This is a genomic window from Bacillus sp. OV166 (assembly GCF_900177675.1).
GTDB lineage: Bacteria > Bacillota > Bacilli > Bacillales > Cytobacillaceae > Neobacillus.
The window spans coordinates 2,190,874-2,210,235 of the sequence record NZ_FXWM01000001.1 but is presented as its reverse complement, the minus strand read 5'-3'; the positions used below and the strand labels follow the sequence as shown (position 1 = coordinate 2,210,235).

General features: G+C 38.9%; 19 protein-coding genes. 3 read left to right on the top strand and 16 right to left on the bottom strand.

All coding sequences use genetic code 11. The annotated features are described in order from the left end of the window. Positions 1 to 26: 26 nt before the first annotated feature. The 8 genes from CCK98_RS10520 to CCK98_RS10485 all read right to left on the bottom strand — a co-directional run bounded on the left by CCK98_RS10520 (position 27) and on the right by CCK98_RS10485 (position 8,221). On the bottom strand, positions 27 to 1,820 hold the full coding sequence (locus CCK98_RS10520; protein ID WP_088086541.1) for an ABC transporter ATP-binding protein: 1,794 nt from the start codon (positions 1,818 to 1,820) through the stop codon (positions 27 to 29). Position 1,821: 1 nt separating this feature from the next. Beyond that, entirely contained in the window at positions 1,822 to 3,573 is a 1,752-nt protein-coding gene (locus CCK98_RS10515; protein ID WP_088086540.1) for an ABC transporter transmembrane domain-containing protein, read from the bottom strand. Between the two features lie 185 nt (positions 3,574 to 3,758). Beyond that, positions 3,759 to 3,974, bottom strand: coding sequence for a YneF family protein (locus tag CCK98_RS10510; protein WP_088086539.1), 216 nt, complete (start codon positions 3,972 to 3,974; stop codon positions 3,759 to 3,761). Positions 3,975 to 4,045: 71 nt separating this feature from the next. Beyond that, entirely contained in the window at positions 4,046 to 4,486 is a 441-nt protein-coding gene (sirA, locus tag CCK98_RS10505; protein WP_088086538.1) for a sporulation inhibitor of replication protein SirA, read from the bottom strand. A gap of 257 nt (positions 4,487 to 4,743) precedes the next feature. After that, the gene (tkt, locus tag CCK98_RS10500) at positions 4,744 to 6,750 is read right to left on the bottom strand and encodes a transketolase (protein WP_088086537.1); all 2,007 of its coding nucleotides are present in this window, start codon (positions 6,748 to 6,750) and stop codon (positions 4,744 to 4,746) included. Positions 6,751 to 6,929: 179 nt separating this feature from the next. Then, on the bottom strand, positions 6,930 to 7,160 hold the full coding sequence (locus CCK98_RS10495; RefSeq protein WP_088086536.1) for a DUF896 domain-containing protein: 231 nt from the start codon (positions 7,158 to 7,160) through the stop codon (positions 6,930 to 6,932). Between the two features lie 77 nt (positions 7,161 to 7,237). Further along, entirely contained in the window at positions 7,238 to 7,885 is a 648-nt protein-coding gene (locus CCK98_RS10490) for a recombinase family protein (RefSeq protein ID WP_088086535.1), read from the bottom strand. 12 nt (positions 7,886 to 7,897) lie between these two features. Beyond that, positions 7,898 to 8,221 carry a LysM peptidoglycan-binding domain-containing protein gene (locus tag CCK98_RS10485; RefSeq protein WP_088086534.1) on the bottom strand — a complete coding sequence of 108 codons (324 nt, stop codon included), beginning with the start codon at positions 8,219 to 8,221 and terminating at the stop codon, positions 7,898 to 7,900. A 157-nt stretch (positions 8,222 to 8,378) separates the two neighbouring features. Between CCK98_RS10485 and lexA the strand changes: the two genes are divergently transcribed. Further along, complete coding sequence (gene lexA / locus CCK98_RS10480) at positions 8,379 to 9,002, top strand: transcriptional repressor LexA (protein ID WP_088086533.1); 624 nt, start codon at positions 8,379 to 8,381, stop codon at positions 9,000 to 9,002. 624 nt (positions 9,003 to 9,626) lie between these two features. On the opposite strand, the gene CCK98_RS10475 is transcribed toward lexA, so the two are convergent. From CCK98_RS10475 to hflX, 5 genes are all read right to left on the bottom strand, one after another. Continuing rightward, entirely contained in the window at positions 9,627 to 9,881 is a 255-nt protein-coding gene (locus tag CCK98_RS10475; protein ID WP_088086532.1) for a hypothetical protein, read from the bottom strand. 358 nt (positions 9,882 to 10,239) lie between these two features. Next, complete coding sequence (glnA, locus tag CCK98_RS10470; protein WP_088086531.1) at positions 10,240 to 11,574, bottom strand: type I glutamate--ammonia ligase; 1,335 nt, start codon at positions 11,572 to 11,574, stop codon at positions 10,240 to 10,242. A gap of 37 nt (positions 11,575 to 11,611) precedes the next feature. Next, the gene (locus tag CCK98_RS10465; protein ID WP_088086530.1) at positions 11,612 to 12,013 is read right to left on the bottom strand and encodes a MerR family transcriptional regulator; all 402 of its coding nucleotides are present in this window, start codon (positions 12,011 to 12,013) and stop codon (positions 11,612 to 11,614) included. Between the two features lie 124 nt (positions 12,014 to 12,137). Continuing rightward, positions 12,138 to 13,409, bottom strand: a complete 1,272-nt coding sequence (locus CCK98_RS10460; RefSeq protein ID WP_088086529.1) for a methionine gamma-lyase family protein — start codon at positions 13,407 to 13,409, stop codon at positions 12,138 to 12,140. A gap of 14 nt (positions 13,410 to 13,423) precedes the next feature. Further along, positions 13,424 to 14,683, bottom strand: a complete 1,260-nt coding sequence (hflX, locus tag CCK98_RS10455) for a GTPase HflX (RefSeq protein WP_088086528.1) — start codon at positions 14,681 to 14,683, stop codon at positions 13,424 to 13,426. A 197-nt stretch (positions 14,684 to 14,880) separates the two neighbouring features. Between hflX and CCK98_RS10450 the strand changes: the two genes are divergently transcribed. Then, positions 14,881 to 15,486 (top strand): trimeric intracellular cation channel family protein, encoded by a 606-nt coding sequence (locus CCK98_RS10450; protein ID WP_088086527.1) that lies wholly within the window; start codon positions 14,881 to 14,883, stop codon positions 15,484 to 15,486. A gap of 54 nt (positions 15,487 to 15,540) precedes the next feature. On the opposite strand, the gene spoVK is transcribed toward CCK98_RS10450, so the two are convergent. From spoVK to miaA, 3 genes are all read right to left on the bottom strand, one after another. Beyond that, entirely contained in the window at positions 15,541 to 16,488 is a 948-nt protein-coding gene (gene spoVK / locus CCK98_RS10445) for a stage V sporulation protein K (RefSeq protein WP_088086526.1), read from the bottom strand. 304 nt (positions 16,489 to 16,792) lie between these two features. Then, positions 16,793 to 17,023 (bottom strand): RNA chaperone Hfq, encoded by a 231-nt coding sequence (gene hfq / locus CCK98_RS10440; RefSeq protein WP_088086525.1) that lies wholly within the window; start codon positions 17,021 to 17,023, stop codon positions 16,793 to 16,795. Positions 17,024 to 17,049: 26 nt separating this feature from the next. After that, positions 17,050 to 18,006, bottom strand: a complete 957-nt coding sequence (gene miaA, locus CCK98_RS10435; RefSeq protein WP_088090363.1) for a tRNA (adenosine(37)-N6)-dimethylallyltransferase MiaA — start codon at positions 18,004 to 18,006, stop codon at positions 17,050 to 17,052. Positions 18,007 to 18,314: 308 nt separating this feature from the next. On the opposite strand from miaA, the gene mreBH reads away from it, so the two are divergent. Beyond that, positions 18,315 to 19,322, top strand: a complete 1,008-nt coding sequence (gene mreBH / locus CCK98_RS10430) for a rod-share determining protein MreBH (RefSeq protein ID WP_088086524.1) — start codon at positions 18,315 to 18,317, stop codon at positions 19,320 to 19,322. The last annotated feature ends 40 nt before the right edge of the window (positions 19,323 to 19,362 follow it).

The following is a 19,362-nucleotide window of genomic DNA, read 5'->3' as shown; positions in this document are numbered from 1 at the left end:
TGGCGACTCCGCCAGGCTTTTTTCCATTAATTCACAACATCCTCAAGTCGTTCTACCCCTCCGTTTTGCAAAAGGAACATTTTATGGTACAAGCCACCCAGAGCAAGCAGTTCTTGATGGGTTCCCCTTTCAACAATTTCCCCCTGATGCAATACTAAGATTAAATCAGCATCCTGAATGGTGGACAGGCGATGCGCAATGGCAATAGTCGTTCTACCTTTTCGCATTTTGGCGAGTGCGGTTTGAATGGCTTCTTCTGTTTCTGTATCAATGTTGGCGGTCGCTTCGTCGAGAACCAATATTTTGGGATTAGCGGCGATCGTTCGGGCAAAAGCGATTAGTTGCCTTTGACCGCTTGAAAATGTGGTACCACGTTCGACAACCTTATGTTCAAAGCCATCCTCCAACTTTTCAATAAAGGTGTGGGCTTGGACAAACTTTGCTGCTTCTTCGACTTGTTCATCCCTCATGTCATTCGAATGAAGACGGATATTATCCTTCACCGTGCCGAAGAACAAGAATGGATCCTGTAAGACTAAGCCCATTTTCTCCCTGAGTTCTGTCTTTGTGAAGTTCCGAATCGATTGACCATCAATCAAAATGTCCCCCCGTTCATATTCATAAAAACGCATTAACAAATTGATAATCGAGCTTTTTCCACTTCCAGTATGGCCAACCAGTGCGACTGTCTCACCAGGATTTGCCTTAAAGGAAATAGATTTTAGCACATCCCGTTTTCCATCATAGGAAAAACTTAAATTCTTAAACTCAATCATTCCTTTTTCAATGGAATTGGTCCGCTCTTCTTTTTGTATTGGTGCTAATTCTTCCTCATCCAGCAGTTTAAAAACACGGGAGCCAGCGACAATCGCTTGTTGGTACAAGGATAGCCTCATCATCATCTGATTAACCGGTTCGAAAAAACGATCCAAATAATTTATGAAGGCATATAACACGCCGATTTCCACCACATGGTTAAAAGACGTTATTCCAAAATAACTTAATACAATGATTAAGCCCAAAATATAAATTAAATCAATCGCTGGTCTTAACAGAAGGCCATCTATTTTGATATTTTTCATTCCTGCCTGATAGTGTTGGTCATTAATAGCTCCGAATTCTGTCCGGAGTCTTTTTTCCTGCCGAAACACTTGAATAATCCCCATTCCTGATAAAGATTCACTGAGCTTGGCATTCAATTGGCTCAGCCGTTCGCTCATATCAAGGTAAAATCGTGAACTTAATTTTCTGTATAGGTTCATGACAAACAATAATAACGGAAGGATCACGACACATAATAAGCCAAGTTTGATGTCCAGAATAAACATCGCAATAAAAATACCTAGTAATAAAAATCCACCTTGGATAAACGTTGCAATAACGGTAACAAACATGTCTTTAATGGCTTCGGTATCATTGGTCACCCTTGAAACGATACTTCCTGCTGGGGTCTTATCAAAATACTTTAACCCGAGCGACTGTACTTTAGAAAAAACATCAATGCGCAGCTGTTGGATAATTTTCAAAGCCAGTTCCTGGAATTTAACCAATTGAAAAAACATGAGAATCGCTTTAATGATTTGGATTGACATGTATGTGGAACCTAGGATCAATAGTGGCTGAAACTCTAGCTGCCCAGGAGTTAAATAATCATCGATAAATATTTTTACGATAATCGGTAAAACAATATCGCCAATCGTTGTTAATAGTAAGAAGATAAATGCTGTGACAATCGTTTTTTTATGTGGTTTCGTATAAGAAAGCAAACGGAATAAAATATTTCTTTGTTCACGATCTGTAAGCTGAAATTTCTCATCCATCTTAATGCCCTCCATGCTCAACCAACTCTTCTAGCTGCTGGCGTAAATACATTTCCTTATACCATCCACCCGACTCCATCAATACTTCATGTGTACCTCTTTCCACAATCTTTCCATCCTCAAGAACGAGAATGAGATTTGCATGTTGAATGGCACTTAATCGGTGTGAAGTGATGATGGTTGTTTTTCCTTCCCTATTCTGTTTCAATGCTGAAAGAATGGCTTCCTCTGTTTTTGCATCTACTGCAGATAAGGAATCATCGAGTACTAACACTTCTGGCTTCATCAAAATAGCCCGGGCAATCGAAATCCTTTGCTTCTGCCCGCCCGATAAGGATACCCCACGCTCTCCAACAACCGTTTGATAGCCTTCAGTAAATTGAAGGATATCAGTATGGATATTGGCAAGCTTAGCTGCATTCTCGACTTCCTCTATTGATCCCCCGGAGTTCGTAAAGGCGATATTTTCACTAACAGAGGCTGAAAACAAGAAATGATCTTGCGGTACATAACCAATGGCCTCGCGTAATTTTTCAAGCTTGTATTCCTGCAGAGATTTCCCTCCAAATCTAATTTCACCTTGATAACTATCAAACTCACGAATGAGCAATTTTAAAAGCGTGGTTTTACCAGCACCTGTTTTACCAACAATGCCCACCGTCTCGCCGGTATATATCGAAAAATATATATCCTTTAAAACCGGTGTGGTTTCTCCAGGATAAGTAAAGCTAGAAAGATTGTATTCAATATCACCCGCGGGCACCACGTTTATGGCCCCTTCCTTATCGGTTATATCTTCTTTTGCTTGAAGGAGCATGGAAACTCGGTCATAGGAAGCACTGCCTCGCTCAACAATATTAAATAACCAGCCAAATGCAAGCATCGGCCAGATGAGTAAACCTAAATATGTAGTAAACGAGAGTAATTGCCCGATTGTTAGTTCCCCATTAATCACGTATTTTGCACCAAACACAATCGATAAGAAAAAGGAAATACCAACAATAATCGAAATCGTCGGATCGAAAAGAGAATCAATTTTTGCGACGGTGATATTTTTTTGGACGACATCTTCTGATTGCTTCCGAAAATCCTCGATATCTTCATTTTCCTGGCCAAATGTCTTAATCACTTTAATCCCAGTAATACTTTCCTGAGTTTTATCATTTAATGATGAAAATGCTTCCTGTGCCTGATAAAAGGTTCGATGGAGCATTGTTCCAAACCAGCTCGTAAGGATTACCATAAAGGGCATCGGAATTAAACAGATTAATGTTAATTTCCAGCTAATCGTAAATGCCATGGCACAGATGACAAACCCACCAGTTGAAAGAGAATCAACGAAGGTTAACACGCCGACGCCCGCTGTTTGTTGAATGGCTGACAGATCGTTTGTGGCATGTGCCATTAAATCCCCAATCCGACGTTTTTGGTAAAATGATGGCGACATATTTGTAAAATGATGATATAGCCGATTTCTAAGCAACTTACTTAACTTAACTGATGATCCAAAAATCATAATTCTCCAGTAGTACCTAAGGAAATACATTGCAAGGGCAACAATAACTAATACGGCCATCCACTGCAAGAGAATTCCCGTTGTCATAGTCCCATTCTTAATTTGGTCAGCAATGATTCCTATGATCTTAGGCGGCACTAGTTGCAATATTGCTACAAGCATTAGGAGGAAAATCCCGGATATATACGCTTTTTTCTCCTGTTTAAAATACCAGCCTAATTCTAAAAATACTTTCATTAAACCGCCTCCAAATACGAGTAATCGATCTACCAAAAATTGAATACGTTGATAATTGAAGTTATTCGGAAAAATAATCCAACGGACTGAGGTTTAATTTTACCAAATTTTTATAAAATAATAAAGATTTAGAATATTTTTATCAGCACGAAAAAAGCACCCATCTATATGAGTGCTAGTCCGTTTTATTTTGATTGTTGTTTGTTCATGGCAGCCATCATTTGGTTGATCTTCTTTTGTGATGGTTTTTGTCCCATTTGCATCATCATCATTTTTAACATTTGTTCATTGATTGGCGGATTTTTCTTTAAGTAGCTCATCATATATTTACGAGCAATGAAAAATCCTAGTGCTACACCAGCTGCTAATGCTAGTATACCAACTAGAATGTAATAACCCATATTCAACTTCCTCCTTCATGTTGTCTACCATACAGTGTACTAAATAAAACACGATTAGACAATATCTGCAATTAGATAAATTTTCTTTCCTTTATCGGCTTTAACCAACCGTATCGCTGATGTTCAAGGTCTAGTGCCAAAAAGGAAGACTCACATTTTCTTAGAACTTCAAAAAAAGCCGTCTCTGCTTCATAGCTGCCTTGTGCCTCGATTGTAATTAAGTCTTGAAAAACCTCTAATTTTGCCGTACTTAGTTTTCCACTTAATTCAATTGAATATGCACCATGCTCAGCTTTAAATCCCTTGATTTTTCCAAGCTGCTTTTGGGTAAGTTGATGGATCTTTAGAACCTCAACCTTTTTTGTTATATAGGAAATTTGTTTTTGTGTAATAAATTTAAATTCGCCGTTTGCTTTTCGATGTTCCTGAAAAAGCTGAAAAAACAATCGTTCTCTTCCGAAGTAATGGGTCGCAAATTCATCTTCTATTAAATATAGCTGATATTTTCTCACCACTGTTCTCTCCTTCGTTGATTACCCTTTTTACTATTATAAAAAAAGATTAACGAAACATATGTCTTACGGCGGCAAAAACTTTCACTATTTTTGTCGATTAGCAGGAATCTAAACTATTCTTCTATAAATTCTGTAAATTTGTTGAATTTTCCTGCAAATATTAACCTTGTGCATAATATTGTTGAAATTTGTACTCTTTGAACCATCAAAAAAGGAGAACGGATGATTTCCGCTCTCCCTAAAATTTCATTATTTTATTTTTGCAAAAGTGCTTTTATACGTGCAACTACGTTGTTTACAGTGAACCCGAATTCTTCCATAATCTTTTCTCCTGGTGCTGAAGCTCCGAAATGATCAATAGCAAGAACATCGCCTTCGTCACCAGTGTATTTATGCCAGCCAAATGATGCTCCCACTTCAATTCCAAGACGCTTTTTCACACTTTTTGGCAGAACAGAGTCTTTGTACTCTTGAGATTGCTGCTCGAATCGATCCCATGAAGGCATACTTACAACCGAAACATGAACACCTTCTCCAGCAAGGGCTTTTTGAGCTTCCACTGCAAGGCTTACTTCTGATCCAGTTGCTAATAACAACGCATCTGGAGTTTCTCTTTCTGAAGGAGACACTACATATGCCCCTTTAGAAACTCCCTCGTACGCATTGGTATCGGTTCCTTTTAATGTAGGTAAATCTTGACGAGTTAAAACAAGTGCAGTTGGTTTGTTGGTAGACTCCACTGCAAGTTTCCAAGCAGCTGCCGTTTCATTACCATCTGCAGGACGAATGATTGATAATCCTGACATGGCACGTAATGCTGCAAGCTGTTCAACTGGCTCATGTGTTGGTCCATCTTCCCCTACAGCAATACTGTCATGGGTAAAGACATAAGTGACAGGTAATCCCATTAAAGCTGCTAGACGAATGGCAGGACGCAAGTAGTCAGAGAAGACAAAGAATGTTCCGCCAAATACTTTTACACCGCCATGAAGAGCAATACCATTCATTGCCGCACCCATCGCAAATTCACGCACACCAAACCAGATATTGCGGCCTTCATACGAACCAGGCATAAAGTCTTTTGTATCTTTAATCATTGTTTTATTCGAACCAGCAAGGTCTGCGGATCCACCGATAAAAATAGGTAGATTCTTAGCAATACCATTTAATACTTCCCCTGAAGAAGCACGGCTTGCCAGGCTTTTCCCTTCAGGGTATACAGGGATATCTTTATCCCATCCTTCAGGAAGTTCATTATTTAATGCTTGTTCAAGCTGAGTAGCTAATTCAGGGTACTCTTTTTTATATTGAGCGAACAAATCATTCCACTCTTTTTCCTTTTTCTCACCATTTTCAACTATAAGTTTCTGGAAGTTATCATAGACTTCTTGCGGCACATGGAAATCTTCTTCAAATGTCCATTTATAAGCCTCTTTTGTAAGTTTTAATTCATTCGCTCCAAGTGGTGAACCATGAACACCTGAAGTTCCCGCACGGTTTGGTGAACCGTATCCAATTACTGTTCTTACTTCAATCATCGTTGGTCTGTCTAAATCATTTTTAGCTTCTTCAAGAGCTTTTGCAATTTCTTCTAAATTATTGCCGTCTTCGACACGGACATATTGCCATCCGTATGATAGGAAGCGATCTTTGACACTTTCTGAGAACGACTTATCTAAGTCTCCATCAAGTGAGATATCGTTTGAATCATAAAGGACTACCAATCGCCCTAATTTCAAGTGTCCTGCTAGCGACGCTGCCTCAGCAGATACACCCTCCATCAAATCTCCATCTCCACAGATACTGTATGTAAAATGGTTCACAAGTTCATATTTATCTTTATTATAAACACTTGCAACATGGCGTTCTGCCATTGCCATTCCTACTGCCATTGCAATCCCCTGTCCAAGTGGACCAGTAGTTGCTTCTACACCTTCAGTGTGGCCATACTCTGGGTGTCCAGGCGTTTTAGAGCCCCATTGGCGGAATTGCTTTAAGTCATCCATTGTTAAGTTGAAACCAGACAAGTGAAGCATGCTGTATAACAACGCTGAACCATGACCTGCTGACAAGACAAAACGATCACGGTTAAACCACTGTGGATTCTTTGGATTTTGGTTCAAGAAACGAGTCCATAAAGTATAGGTCATTGGCGCTGCACCCATCGGCATTCCTGGATGTCCTGAGGTTGCTTTTTCGATCGCATCAATGGAAAGCGTTCGAATGGAGGTAACAGATAAATCATCAATAGTATTAAACATGAATTACATCCTTTCCTAATCACAAGGTTACTAAATACATTTTCAATTTTATATCGCTACCGTTTTTTATTCAACAAATAGCATAATAATAAGAAACAAAAGTCACTATTTTTTATATTTTTACACAAAAATAGTCAGTATATGTAAAATAGGAATACAAAAAATGTATTCCTGAACTTTTAGTGAAGTGTATTTTTTTTCCTAGCCTTGATTTTTTCCGGTGTAACGTCATTTCCTTCCGGATCAATAAACTTGGTGTTGGTAAGGGTATCAAGCATATTCGAACGAAAAGTAGCCAAATATTCACTTCTTAATTTAGTTTGCTCTTTCGCTTCTGTTTCAGTCAATCCTGTTGCTTTTGCTTTTCGTGCCAGCTCATTAATTCTAGCCATCTTTTCTTTTGAAAGCATTTAAACACCTTCCTTTCAAACTATTTACATGACACCTGATTTTACTAAAAAAAAAACCTAATGACAAGGCAAAAGGTCTACTCTTCTTGTGATTCAATGTATTCCTGGAATCTTCTATGAACCGTGGCTTTAGAAATGTTATAGCCAAAACCTCTAAGTGTAGCAGCTATTTCTGAAAAAATTAATCCATTTTTTCTTAATCGGACAATTTCTCCAATTGGAACCTCAATTTTCTCGCGTCCAGAGGATTCTCCGAGATTTTTTAAGTTTTTTTCTGGTTTATATCCATTCTGGACTGCTCGCTTCATTCCACGTTTGATTTTTGCATTATGTAGTTTTCGTTGGTACTCTTCAACCATACTTACGATGTTCAAAACCATGGAATCCGATTCTGAAAGCTGTAATTCTCCACTATGGGAGATACTATAAAGTTTAATATTTTCTTTTAATATGCAATGCAAGAGTGCAATTTTGGCGTTACCTCTACCGAGTCGTGTTTCATCCTGAATTAAGAGGGCTTGTACCTGCTTATCTCTAATTCGTTCTAATAATTGAAAAATCCCCTCACGATTGAAATCATAACCACTAGCCTTTTCTTTAATTACCCTATCAATCTCAAAGTGATAGGTGTTAGCTAGTTGCGTTAATTCCTCTTCCTGGCGCTTTAACGAAGATTCTTGTGTTTCCTTATTTGTGCTGACACGGCAGTATATAATTGCTTTCATAAAAATTCCTTTCTATTCACTAACGGCGCTAGCAAATTCATTCGTAGATGAGACTTCTTTACTCACCGGAATGATAATTTCTTCACCAGGAAAAATTTGATCATCATCTAATTCATTATGCTTTTTTATCCAAGCAACAAATTCCTTGTTTGATAATGAATGTTGACCCGAGAATTGATCAGAGATTTCCCATAGTGAATCTCCTTCTGTGATTGTAACCTTTAAATAATCATCTTGCGCGTTCGAATGATGTTGGAATGATAATATGATTGAAAGTGAACAACTTAAAATAATAAGAGTAATAGCATAGGAGTATTTGTTCCATAATTTTTTCATAAATAACACCTCTATAAGAATGTACGTTCGATTTGATATTTTCATTATAAACCGAACGTTTGTTTGTTGTCAATCATATTTTCGAACTTATGTTTGTATAAAAAATGCGAACATGTTATAATAAAGTCAACATTAACCAGGCGAGGTGGATTTTATCATGGCTAAAATATCAAAGAGGCAGCAAGATATCTTAGACTTCATTAAAAGTGAGGTTAAGAGTAAAGGATATCCCCCTTCAGTAAGGGAAATTGGAGAAGCGGTTGGACTCGCATCCAGCTCTACTGTTCACGGACATCTAGCAAGATTGGAAAGTAAAGGACTTATTAGACGAGATCCTACAAAACCAAGAGCAATTGAAATATTAGAAGCAGATGTTTCTGCACATATACCAAGAAATACAGTTGTCAATGTTCCAGTGGTTGGGAAAGTAACGGCAGGACTCCCAATTACAGCGATTGAAAATGTGGAAGAGTATTTTCCACTTCCAGAAAGTCTTGCACCTGCAGATGAACAAGTGTTCATGTTAGAAATCATGGGTGAGAGTATGATAGAAGCTGGGATCCTAGACGGGGATTATGTAATTGTGAAACAGCAGCCAAACGCTAATAACGGGGATATTGTTGTAGCAATGACCGAGGAAGATGAAGCCACCTGTAAAAGATTTTTCAAGGAAAAAGATTACATACGCCTGCAGCCGGAAAATTCTACAATGGACCCTATTATATTAAGGAATGTTTCGATTTTAGGTAAAGTTATTGGGGTTTACCGACATATTCATTAAGTTTAAGAGAGTTGGCATATACGTGCCGACTCTTTTTTTGTTGTGCAAATTAACCTCAAGCTGAAGGAATTACAGAAGCCGGGGTAGAGGCGGCCTACGTGACCGTTCCAGAAGAATCTCTGCGAGTTGGGGCACGTAGAGGCGGTCTACGTGACCGTTCCAGAAGAATTCCTACGAGTTGGGGCACGTAGAGGCGGCCTACGTGACCGTTCCAGAACAATTTCACAGAGTTGGGGCACGTAGAGACGGCCTACGTGACCTTTCCGGAAGAATCTCTACGAGTTGGGGCACGTAGAGACGGCCTACGTGACCTTTCCGGAAAAATTCCTACGAGTTGGGGCACGTAGAGACGGCCTACGTGACCTTTCCGGAAAAATTCCTACGAGTTGGGGCACATAGAGACGGCCTACGTGACCTTTCCGGAAAAATTCCTACGAGTTGGGGCACGTAGAGGCGGCCTACGTGACCGTTACAGAACAATTTCACAGAGTTGGGGCACGTAGAGACGGTCTATGTCACCGTTCCAAAGAAATAACAATGAGGTCGTTTCCTATTGTCTCTATGACAGAAGAGCTGCATTATTCAAACTAAAAAGGAGCAGCCATACGCCACTCCTTTATCTTCCTAATTCACTATTCTTGCTTGTATTTCAGATAGTTTCACCTTAAAAAGCACTTTATATACTTTCGTGTCCCCTTCATTAAAACTGGAATGTGTAACATACGTTCCTTTCAAGGTCTTGCGCTGTTCATCAAATAGAAAACATTCCTGACCTTTTGTTCCTGATTCTATCAAACTTAAAATAAGATCAGGCTTCTTATACGTCTTTTCTCGTAGTATTTCTTGGGTTAGAGCATTACAAATTTGCAGTTTATACAATTTAGAGCACCTCCCAAATGTTTACAACTTAAGCATATATTATTTAGGATTAAGTAAACCGTAAAAATTGTGAATTTTTAAAGAACATCAAGCACCTCTTCCTTTCTATTCTATTCCTATTAATTTTATTTAGAATGATCGAAGATGCCTAATTGGAAAAAGAGCCATTGTATGTATTGACGTCCGAGGTCGTTGAGAAAGAGCAATTTGGGTCGTCAATCGGGCTTATTGGCTACCGTAATTGTTGTAATGGAACAAACCTGGTAGCCAATGGGATAGCATTTTTCACTGAGAGAATTTTAGAAAAGAAGCGCGACATAGAAAAACCCTGACGCTAGGCGCCAGGGCTTTGATGAGATTAATACATGCTCATATATTGATCGCGTTCCCATTGGTGAACGACTGTGCGGAACATATCCCACTCGATTTCTTTTGCTTCAACAAAGTGTTCCATAATATGCTCTCCAAGACCTGACACAATTACTTCGTCAGATTTTAGTTGATCTAATGCTTGAGCTAATGTTGCAGGAAGATCGACGATACCTTCTTCGATTCTCTCTTCTTTACTCATTACATAGATGTTTCTGTCAACTGGTGCCGGCGGAGTTAACTTGTTTTTAATTCCGTCTAAGCCAGCCTTAAGAAGAACAGCCATTGCAAGGTATGGATTAGCAGATGGGTCTACACTTCTTACTTCCACACGTGTACTTAATCCACGAGAAGCAGGAATACGAATTAATGGTGAACGGTTTCTAGCTGACCAAGCCACATAGCATGGTGCTTCATAGCCAGGAACAAGACGCTTATATGAGTTTACAGTTGGGTTTGTTACCGCTGTAAAGGCTGGAGCATGTTTTAGAATTCCAGCGATAAATTGACGAGCATTATCACTCATTTCTAGATCACCAGATGGTTCGTAGAATGAATTAACTCCATCCTTAAACAATGAAAGATTCATGTGCATTCCAGATCCATTGACACCATACAATGGTTTTGGCATGAATGTCGCGTGCAAACCATGCTTACGTGCAATTGTTTTTACAACTAGCTTGAATGTTTGAATTTGGTCACAAGCTGTTAGTGCATCTGCATATTTAAAGTCGATTTCATGCTGACCTGGTGCAACTTCATGGTGGGAAGCTTCGATTTCAAAGCCCATTTCTTCTAATTCAAGCACGATATCACGGCGGCAGTTTTCGCCAAGATCGATAGGGGCTAAATCAAAATATCCGCCTTTGTCGTTTAGGTCTAATGATGGTTCGCCTTGTTCGTCTAATTTAAATAAGAAGAATTCTGGCTCAGGCCCTAAGTTAAAGCTAGTGAATCCAAGGTCTTCCATTTCTTTTAATACTCTTCTTAAGTTATTACGAGGGTCACCTTCAAATGGTTTTCCTTCTGGAGTATAAATATCACAAATTAAGCGGGCAACTTTCCCTTTTTCTGCTGTCCAAGGGAATACAACCCATGTGTTAAGGTCAGGATATAGTAACATATCAGATTCTTCAATACGTACAAAACCTTCAATTGAAGAACCGTCAAACATCATTTTGTTATCAAGTGCTTTTTCTAATTGGCTAATTGGAATCTCCACGTTTTTGATAGTTCCAAGGATGTCTGTGAATTGCAAACGAATAAATTTCACGTTTTCTTCGACCGCTAATCTTTTAATATCTTCTCTTGAATACTTTGCCATTTTCTTACCCCCTATTTTTTAAAAAGAAACTTCCACATTAATGAAAGAATCTTGACATATCTCCTTGACGTAAAGAGGATCGATTGTTTCGACCTAAATGCATCATTTCGTTGCGTAGCAACTTTCTAAGCTGTTCATCTGTTAATTCGCGCTTAGTTTTTTCTGTTTGTTGCTCAAGAATGTTTGATTGTTGCTCTTTTACTAGGAACAATTGTTTAATGCCTGCCATATTGACACCTTGATCAATTAAATCCTTAATTTCTAGAAGCCTATCAATATCATTTAAACAATATAGCCGTCTATTCCCCTCGGTTCTTGCTGGAGAAATCAATTGGTGTTCTTCGTAGTAACGAATTTGCCTGGCTGTAAGTTCCGTTAGTTGCATGACTGTTCCGATTGGAAACAGTGGCATGGAACGGCGAATTTCCTTTCCACTCATCTAATTCCTCCTCCCCTCGGGTTATTTATAATACTATTATATTTCGTGTTAGAAAAGTTGTCAATGATATGTTAGGTTTTCTTACATTAAAATTTTTAAAATAATTGGACACTTAGCTGTTCTCCTAAAACAATTCGATTAATCCTTTATCCGTTAATTGGTCTATGGCCAGACAAACAGCCATCTTTACATGTGCATAGGTTAATCCACCTTGTACATAGGCAACATATGGTGGTCTAATCGGTCCATCTGCGGTGAGTTCAATGCTCGCCCCCTGAATAAAAGTACCTGCTGCCATAATCACATCGTCCTCATACCCTGGCATATAGCTGGCATGGGGTGTGACATAAGAATTAATCGGTGATGCAAATTGAATGGCCTGACAAAAAGCAATCATTTTATCTCGGTCATCAAACTGGACAGACTGAATTAAGTCAGTCCTTTTAGCATTCCATTTCGGAGAAGAATTCATGCCTAATTTCTCCAACATCGCTGCTGTGAAAACGGCCCCTTTTAATGCCTGGCCAACCACATGGGGAGCAAGAAAAAAACCTTGATACATTTCTTGCAGACTATAGAGGGACGCTCCTGCTTCGGCTCCTATCCCTGGTGAAGTCATTCGATATGAACATGCCTCCACCCACTGTTTTTTACCAACAATATAGCCGCCAGTCTTCACAATCCCTCCGCCTGGATTTTTGATAAGTGACCCTGCGATTAGGTCCGCACCAACATGACAAGGCTCGATCTCCTCAACAAATTCCCCATAGCAATTATCTACAAATACGATCACATCTTGTTTAATTTCTTTGACAAACCTGATCATTTCTCCAATTTCTGCAACCGTAAATGATGGTCTTGTCGCATAGCCCTTGGAACGCTGAATGCCAATCATTTTTGTATTCGGTTTTATTTTCTTTGAGACAGCCTCCCAATCAATTCCACCTTGATTCGTCAGAGCTACACTATCATAGGAAATTCCAAATTCCTTTAATGAGCCAACCCCGTTCCCACGAAGTCCAACAATTTCTTCAAGCGTATCATAGGGTTTGCCCGTTATATATAGAAGTTCATCCCCAGGTCGAAGAACGCCAAATAAGGCAATGGAAATGGCATGTGTGCCCGAGATTATTTGCGGACGAACAAGTCCTGCTTCTCCCCCAAATACATCTGCATAGACCATTTCAAGTGTATCTCTGCCATGATCGTCATAGCCATAGCCGGTCGACGGATTAAAATGTGAATCACTCACTCTTTTGTTTTGAAAGCTTTTTAATACCCGAAATTGATTTGTTTCGATTCTATTGTCTATTTCTTTATGTACTTTAGTGATTTGTTGTTCAACTTCCTCAACCATCGGCTGAAGCTTTTCCCCATTTTTTAACTGTTGAAACATGTTGTGACTCCTATCTATATTGTGAATTTCTTTAATTGTCCTGTAATTTGATGATCCTGAAGTGTATATCCTTTGCATCGATAGAATTGATCTTCTTCATCAAATACAAGCTCTCTTAATATTGTCTCATTTTTTAATAAAGAAAGCAGCTTTCCTTCAGTGGACGGAATCTGAACTTCGTAAGAATCCATCATTTCCATAACTACCTTCTCCATTTGCTGCTTCAAGGCTTGACGGTCCTCTGCATCAAATGCGCTAATAAACGCGGTCGGTGTATCAGCGGTTGGGACAAAATCTGAATGCTGTATATCTTTTTTATTATATACTGTTATTTGCGGGATATCTTTAACTTCCAAGTCTTCAAGCAGCTTTTTAACTGTTTTTTCGTGATGGAAATAATCTGGGTTGGACATATCGACCACATGAAGAAGCAAATCAGCTTCCTTGACTTCCTCAAGCGTCGATCGAAATGCAGCAATAAGTGTTGTCGGTAAATCTTGTATAAACCCAACCGTATCGGTAATCAAGGCTAGGAAACCACTTGGTAAAATCAATTTTCGTGTCATTGGATCTAGTGTTGCAAACAATTGATTTTCCTCGTACGACTCTGCTTCGGATAAACGATTGAAAAGACTGGATTTACCGGCATTGGTATAACCGACAATCGCGACCTGAAAGGTTTTATTTTTCTTTCTTCTTTCTCTGTATCGATCCCTGTGCTGAACGATGACGGAAAGTTGGGTTTTAATTTCATCGATTCTGCGACGGATATGCCGGCGGTCTGATTCTAACTTTGTTTCACCAGGTCCTCTTGTTCCTATCCCAGCACCCAAACGTGATAATGCAGTTCCCTGACCAGCAAGACGAGGAAGCATGTATTGCAATTGGGCAAGTTCAACCTGTAATTTACCTTCTTTGGAGCGAGCTCTTTGTGCAAAAATGTCTAAGATGAGCTGGGTTCTGTCGATTATACGAGCATTTAGGTCCGTAGAGAGATTTCTTTTTTGACTTGGTGAAAGCTCGTCATTAAAAATGACTATATCTGCCTCCAATTCATCCACCAGGACATTAAGTTCCTCCACTTTCCCTTTACCTATATAGGTAGCTGGGTGGCGCCGGTCCCTTTTTTGAACGACTGACATCAATACTTCACCCTGAGCGGTTTCTGTTAGTGCACCTAACTCTTCCATTGAATAATGAAAGCGCAAATCAGTATCCCCATTGGTCTGACAGCCAACGAGGATCGCCTTCTCTTTCGTGTCTTTTTGTTCCATAAGGCATCGTTCCTTCCGTAATCTTCTATCTCCCATCATAACAAAAAAAGGTTGTATACTCTAATTTGCCCAACATTAGAAAAAACTTATTGTAATTTCCCCATATCTTGATATAATCTTACTGTTTTCTAATAACATTTTTATTACTATTTTCATAGAGTTAAATAAAATAAAGATTTCAAGGAGAATTCGGATAGATGACATGGGAAGTTTTAAGTATGATCGGAACAATCGCCTTCACCGTTAGTGGGGCCATTGTTGCGATGGAAGAGGAATATGATATTTTTGGCGTATACATTTTAGGTATTGTCACCGCTTTTGGCGGTGGGGCGATTCGAAACCTATTAATCGGTGTACCTGTATCAGCACTTTGGGAACAAGGGTTATTTTTTCAAATTGCCTTATTATCCATAACTGCTGTGTTTTTATTTCCAAGCAACCTTTTAAAACACTGGCAAAAATGGGGGAACCTATTTGATGCGATTGGCCTTTCAGCCTTTGCAATCCAAGGTGCTCTTTACGCCGTTAAAATGAATCACCCGCTTAGTGCTGTTATTGTTGCAGCTGTGCTAACCGGAATCGGTGGCGGGATTATTCGTGATTTATTGGCAGGAAGAAAACCAATCGTCTTACGATCGGAAATCTATGCAATATGGGCAATATTGACTGGCCTTTTCATCGGACTTAAGATCGTGACGGATTCTTGGGAATTGTATTCTCTCTTTTTCATTGTGACGGTTTTACGCGTCCTTTCCTATACCTTTGATTGGAAGCTCCCGATACGTAAATTTGAGGCCAATTAATAACTAATCCAAATAGAAACGGCAGATTGCTTAGAATCTGCCGTTTTTTTGTCTCTAATCTTCTTCAAACACAAGATCATTACTTCTAATTGTCATTAATTCATGCCTGTCATAACTATTTAACATGAGCAGCCTCATGGCCTGGGCGCGGATCGATTTTTCAATGATATTTCGTACATACCTTCCATTTGAAAAACTATTTGGACTTAATACCGCTTTAACCCATATTAAATGTTCTTTTAACTTTTTTTCCGCCTCATGGCTAAACGTGTATTCTCTTTCGATTAACATCCTTGCCGAAATTTCCATTAGTTGATTTATATTGTAGTCAGGAAAATCAATAACTAATGGAAAGCGTGAATGGAGCCCAGGATTAAGTGTCAAGAAATACTCCATTTCACGAGAATATCCAGCAAGGATAAGAATAAACTCATGCTGCTTATCTTCCATATGCTTAACCAGTGTATCGATTGCTTCTTTGCCGAAATCCTTCTCACCGCCGCGCCCCAATGAGTATGCCTCATCGATGAACAAAATTCCCCCTTGGGCCTTCTTGATTAAATCCCTTGTCTTCTGTGCTGTATGACCAATATACTCCCCCACGAGGTCCGCACGTTCCGCCTCAATTAAGTGTCCTTTAGTTAAAACGCTCATTTTTTGAAATAACTTACCTATTAATCTAGCGACTGTCGTTTTACCTGTTCCAGGATTTCCTTTAAACATCATATGGAGGGCTTGTTTTCTTGCTTTCAAACCCATTTCCTCACGTTTTTTATTCACGTAAATCCATGCATAAATTTCCTTTATCATCTTCTTCATTTCTTCCATGCCAACAAGAGCCCCTAACTCCTCTTCAATTTCCTTTAGAGCCGAATGCTCAGGTGGAATGTCCTTTGGAACCACCTGAAAGTCAGGTAACTCTTTTGTCATCGTTTTCCCTATTTGCGAATTGAGAACTACTCTTATTTGGCCGTTACTTTTCATTCTGATGGGTTGGTCCAAAGCTTTCACCTCTCATTTTTACCAACAGTTTATATGATGCGTTTTTATGGCCACTCAGAATTTACATTCTGAACTGATTATTTGTACAAAGGAATGCATAATCCTTCATTTTATATGTATTCAAACTCCCTGAATTTCATTAAAAAAGTTTTTTAAAATAAATAGCAATGTTAAATTTCCATGTTGATTTCAGCTTCAGGCGCTTCGATTTCATCTCCAATCAACATGGTGCCAATATCAACAATGAGCTTTAACAGAGCAATATAAATAAAAAAAGCCCAATGTTTGGGCTTCTAAAAATGACTTATTGGTTATCCAGTTCAAGCTGCACGTTTCTTTGCGGTGCAAAAGTTGAAATTGCATGCTTATATACTAATTGTTGCTTTCCTTCTGATTCAAAAAGAACTGTAAAATTATCAAAGCCCTTAATTTGGCCTCTTAATTGAAAACCGTTAAGTAAAAAGACGGTAACATGTATGTTATCTTTGCGGCACTGGTTTAAAAATTGGTCCTGAATATTGATTGTTGTTTTCATTTAAATTTCCTCCTCTTTTATCTCTACTAATATGTATTCGATTTTACTTTAAGCTTTCCTTCAACACAACGTGAAATTTCCGTTATTTTTTTTGAGGTGTCCTCCACATTGGTCATATCAAACCATGATACCTCCATTTTGTTCCGAAACCAAGTTAATTGCCGTTTTGCGTATCTTCTTGAATTTTGTTTTAAATTCTCAATAGCCGCTTCTAAAGGTACAATACCTTCTAAATAGGCATACATTTCTTTGTAGCCAATTGCTTGGATCGATTGACAATCGCGCAAACCCCTTTGATACAAACCTTTTACTTCCTCGATAAGCCCTTCCTGCATCATTAAATCCACTCGATAATTAATGCGCTCATAAAGTTTCTCGCGTTCCATCGATAAACCAACCATTGCTGTATTGTACAAAAGATCTGGTTGTTGAGTGCTTTGGAATTCTTGCATCGTCTTACCTGTAAGATGGAAGATTTCAAGTGCGCGAATGACTCTTCTTACATTATTTGGATGGATTTGTGAAGCACTACCTGGATCCACCTCCACCAATTCTTTATAAAGTGCCTCATTCCCTATTTTCTTGGCTCTTTCCTCTAGCTTAAGACGATAAGTCTCATCGCCTGATACATCAGAAAATTGATAATCATAAATGACGGACTGTATATACAACCCTGTTCCACCGACAATAATGGGCAGCTTTCCCTTTTTAGCAATCTCACCTATTTTAGCCCGAACAAGGAGTTGAAATTCAGCAACGGAAAAATTTTCAAAAGGCTCTTTAATATCAATCAGATAGTGAGGAATACCTTCCATTTCATCTTTTTTGATTTTTGCCGTCCCAATATCCATGCCACGATAGATTTGCATAGAATCTCCGCTGATAATTTCACCATTATAGCGTTTAGCCATTTCGATACTTAACTTTGTTTTTCCGACGGCGGTTGGTCCAATGATCACTAATAATTTTTGTTTTGAATCCAATATTTTCACACTGCCTTATCCCATTTTCAGTGAAAGCAGGTTTATGATTCCACTTCCACCCCTTTATCGTAACATAATTTTTAAAAGCAGTAGAACATCAAACTAGTATATACATAAAAGTTCATTTCTATGCCGTTAATTGGACATGAATTTATTTTATCCATTTTTCTTCCCAAATAGGAATATTTTTCATGTTAATTTACAAAAGGATAACGGTTCATTTACAAAAGGCTTTCTACCCCCAAATTTATGGTAGACTAACGCGTAGCTTATTTTGAATGAAAAATAGGGAAATTAGGTGAAATAATATGTTATCTACTTTTGATATTGGTATTGATTTAGGAACTGCAAATATACTAGTTTATAGTAAAAATAAAGGAATCGTTATTAATGAGCCTTCTGTTGTGGCGATTGATACAGTAACAAAAAATGTTGTAGCTGTTGGTACAGAAGCAAAGGAAATGATAGGAAAGACACCTGAAAAAATCGTCGCCATTCGTCCCATGAAGGATGGGGTAATAGCAGATTATGATGTAACCACTGAATTGCTAAAACACATTATGCGCAATGCATCCAAAAAGATTGGTTTTGCTGTGCGTAAACCAAATGTCGTTGTTAGTATTCCATCTGGTTCCACAAGTGTTGAGAGAAGAGCGATCCAAGATGCAGTAAGACAGGCTGGGGCAAAAAAAATCAGCTTAATTGAGGAACCAGTTGCTGCCGCAATTGGTGCTGGATTACCTGTCGATGAGCCGGTTGCCAATGTGGTAGTGGATATTGGCGGCGGCAATACTGAAGTAGCGATTATTTCCTTTGGCGGGGTAGTTGCATGCCATTCGATTAAAATTGGCGGTGACCGCCTCGATGAAGACATTATTCAACATGTTCGGAAAGAATATAATATCCTAATTGGTGAAAGAACTGCGGAAAACATCAAAATGGAAATTGGTTTTGCTCTCATTGACCATGAAGAACGTTTCATGGATGTCCGCGGACGCGACCTTTTAACTGGACTGCCAAAAACGATTAAACTTTCATCCTATGAAATTCGTGTGGCGATCAAGGAAGCACTATTGCATATTTTAGAAGCCATTCGTGCAACCCTAGAGGATTGCCCAGCAGAGCTCAGTGGAGACATTGTCGACAGGGGCGTAATTCTGACTGGCGGTGGAGCATTATTGAATGGCATGGAGGCATGGCTAAGTGAAGAGATAGTTGTTCCTGTCCAGCTTGCCCCAAACCCTCTAGAATCGGTAGCCATTGGAACTGGAAAGGCCCTAATGTATATGAGCAAGCTCCCAGTAGCTGTGAAATAAGCAACTTTGGCGGCAAGATCATTTCCAGAGATTGCACTCA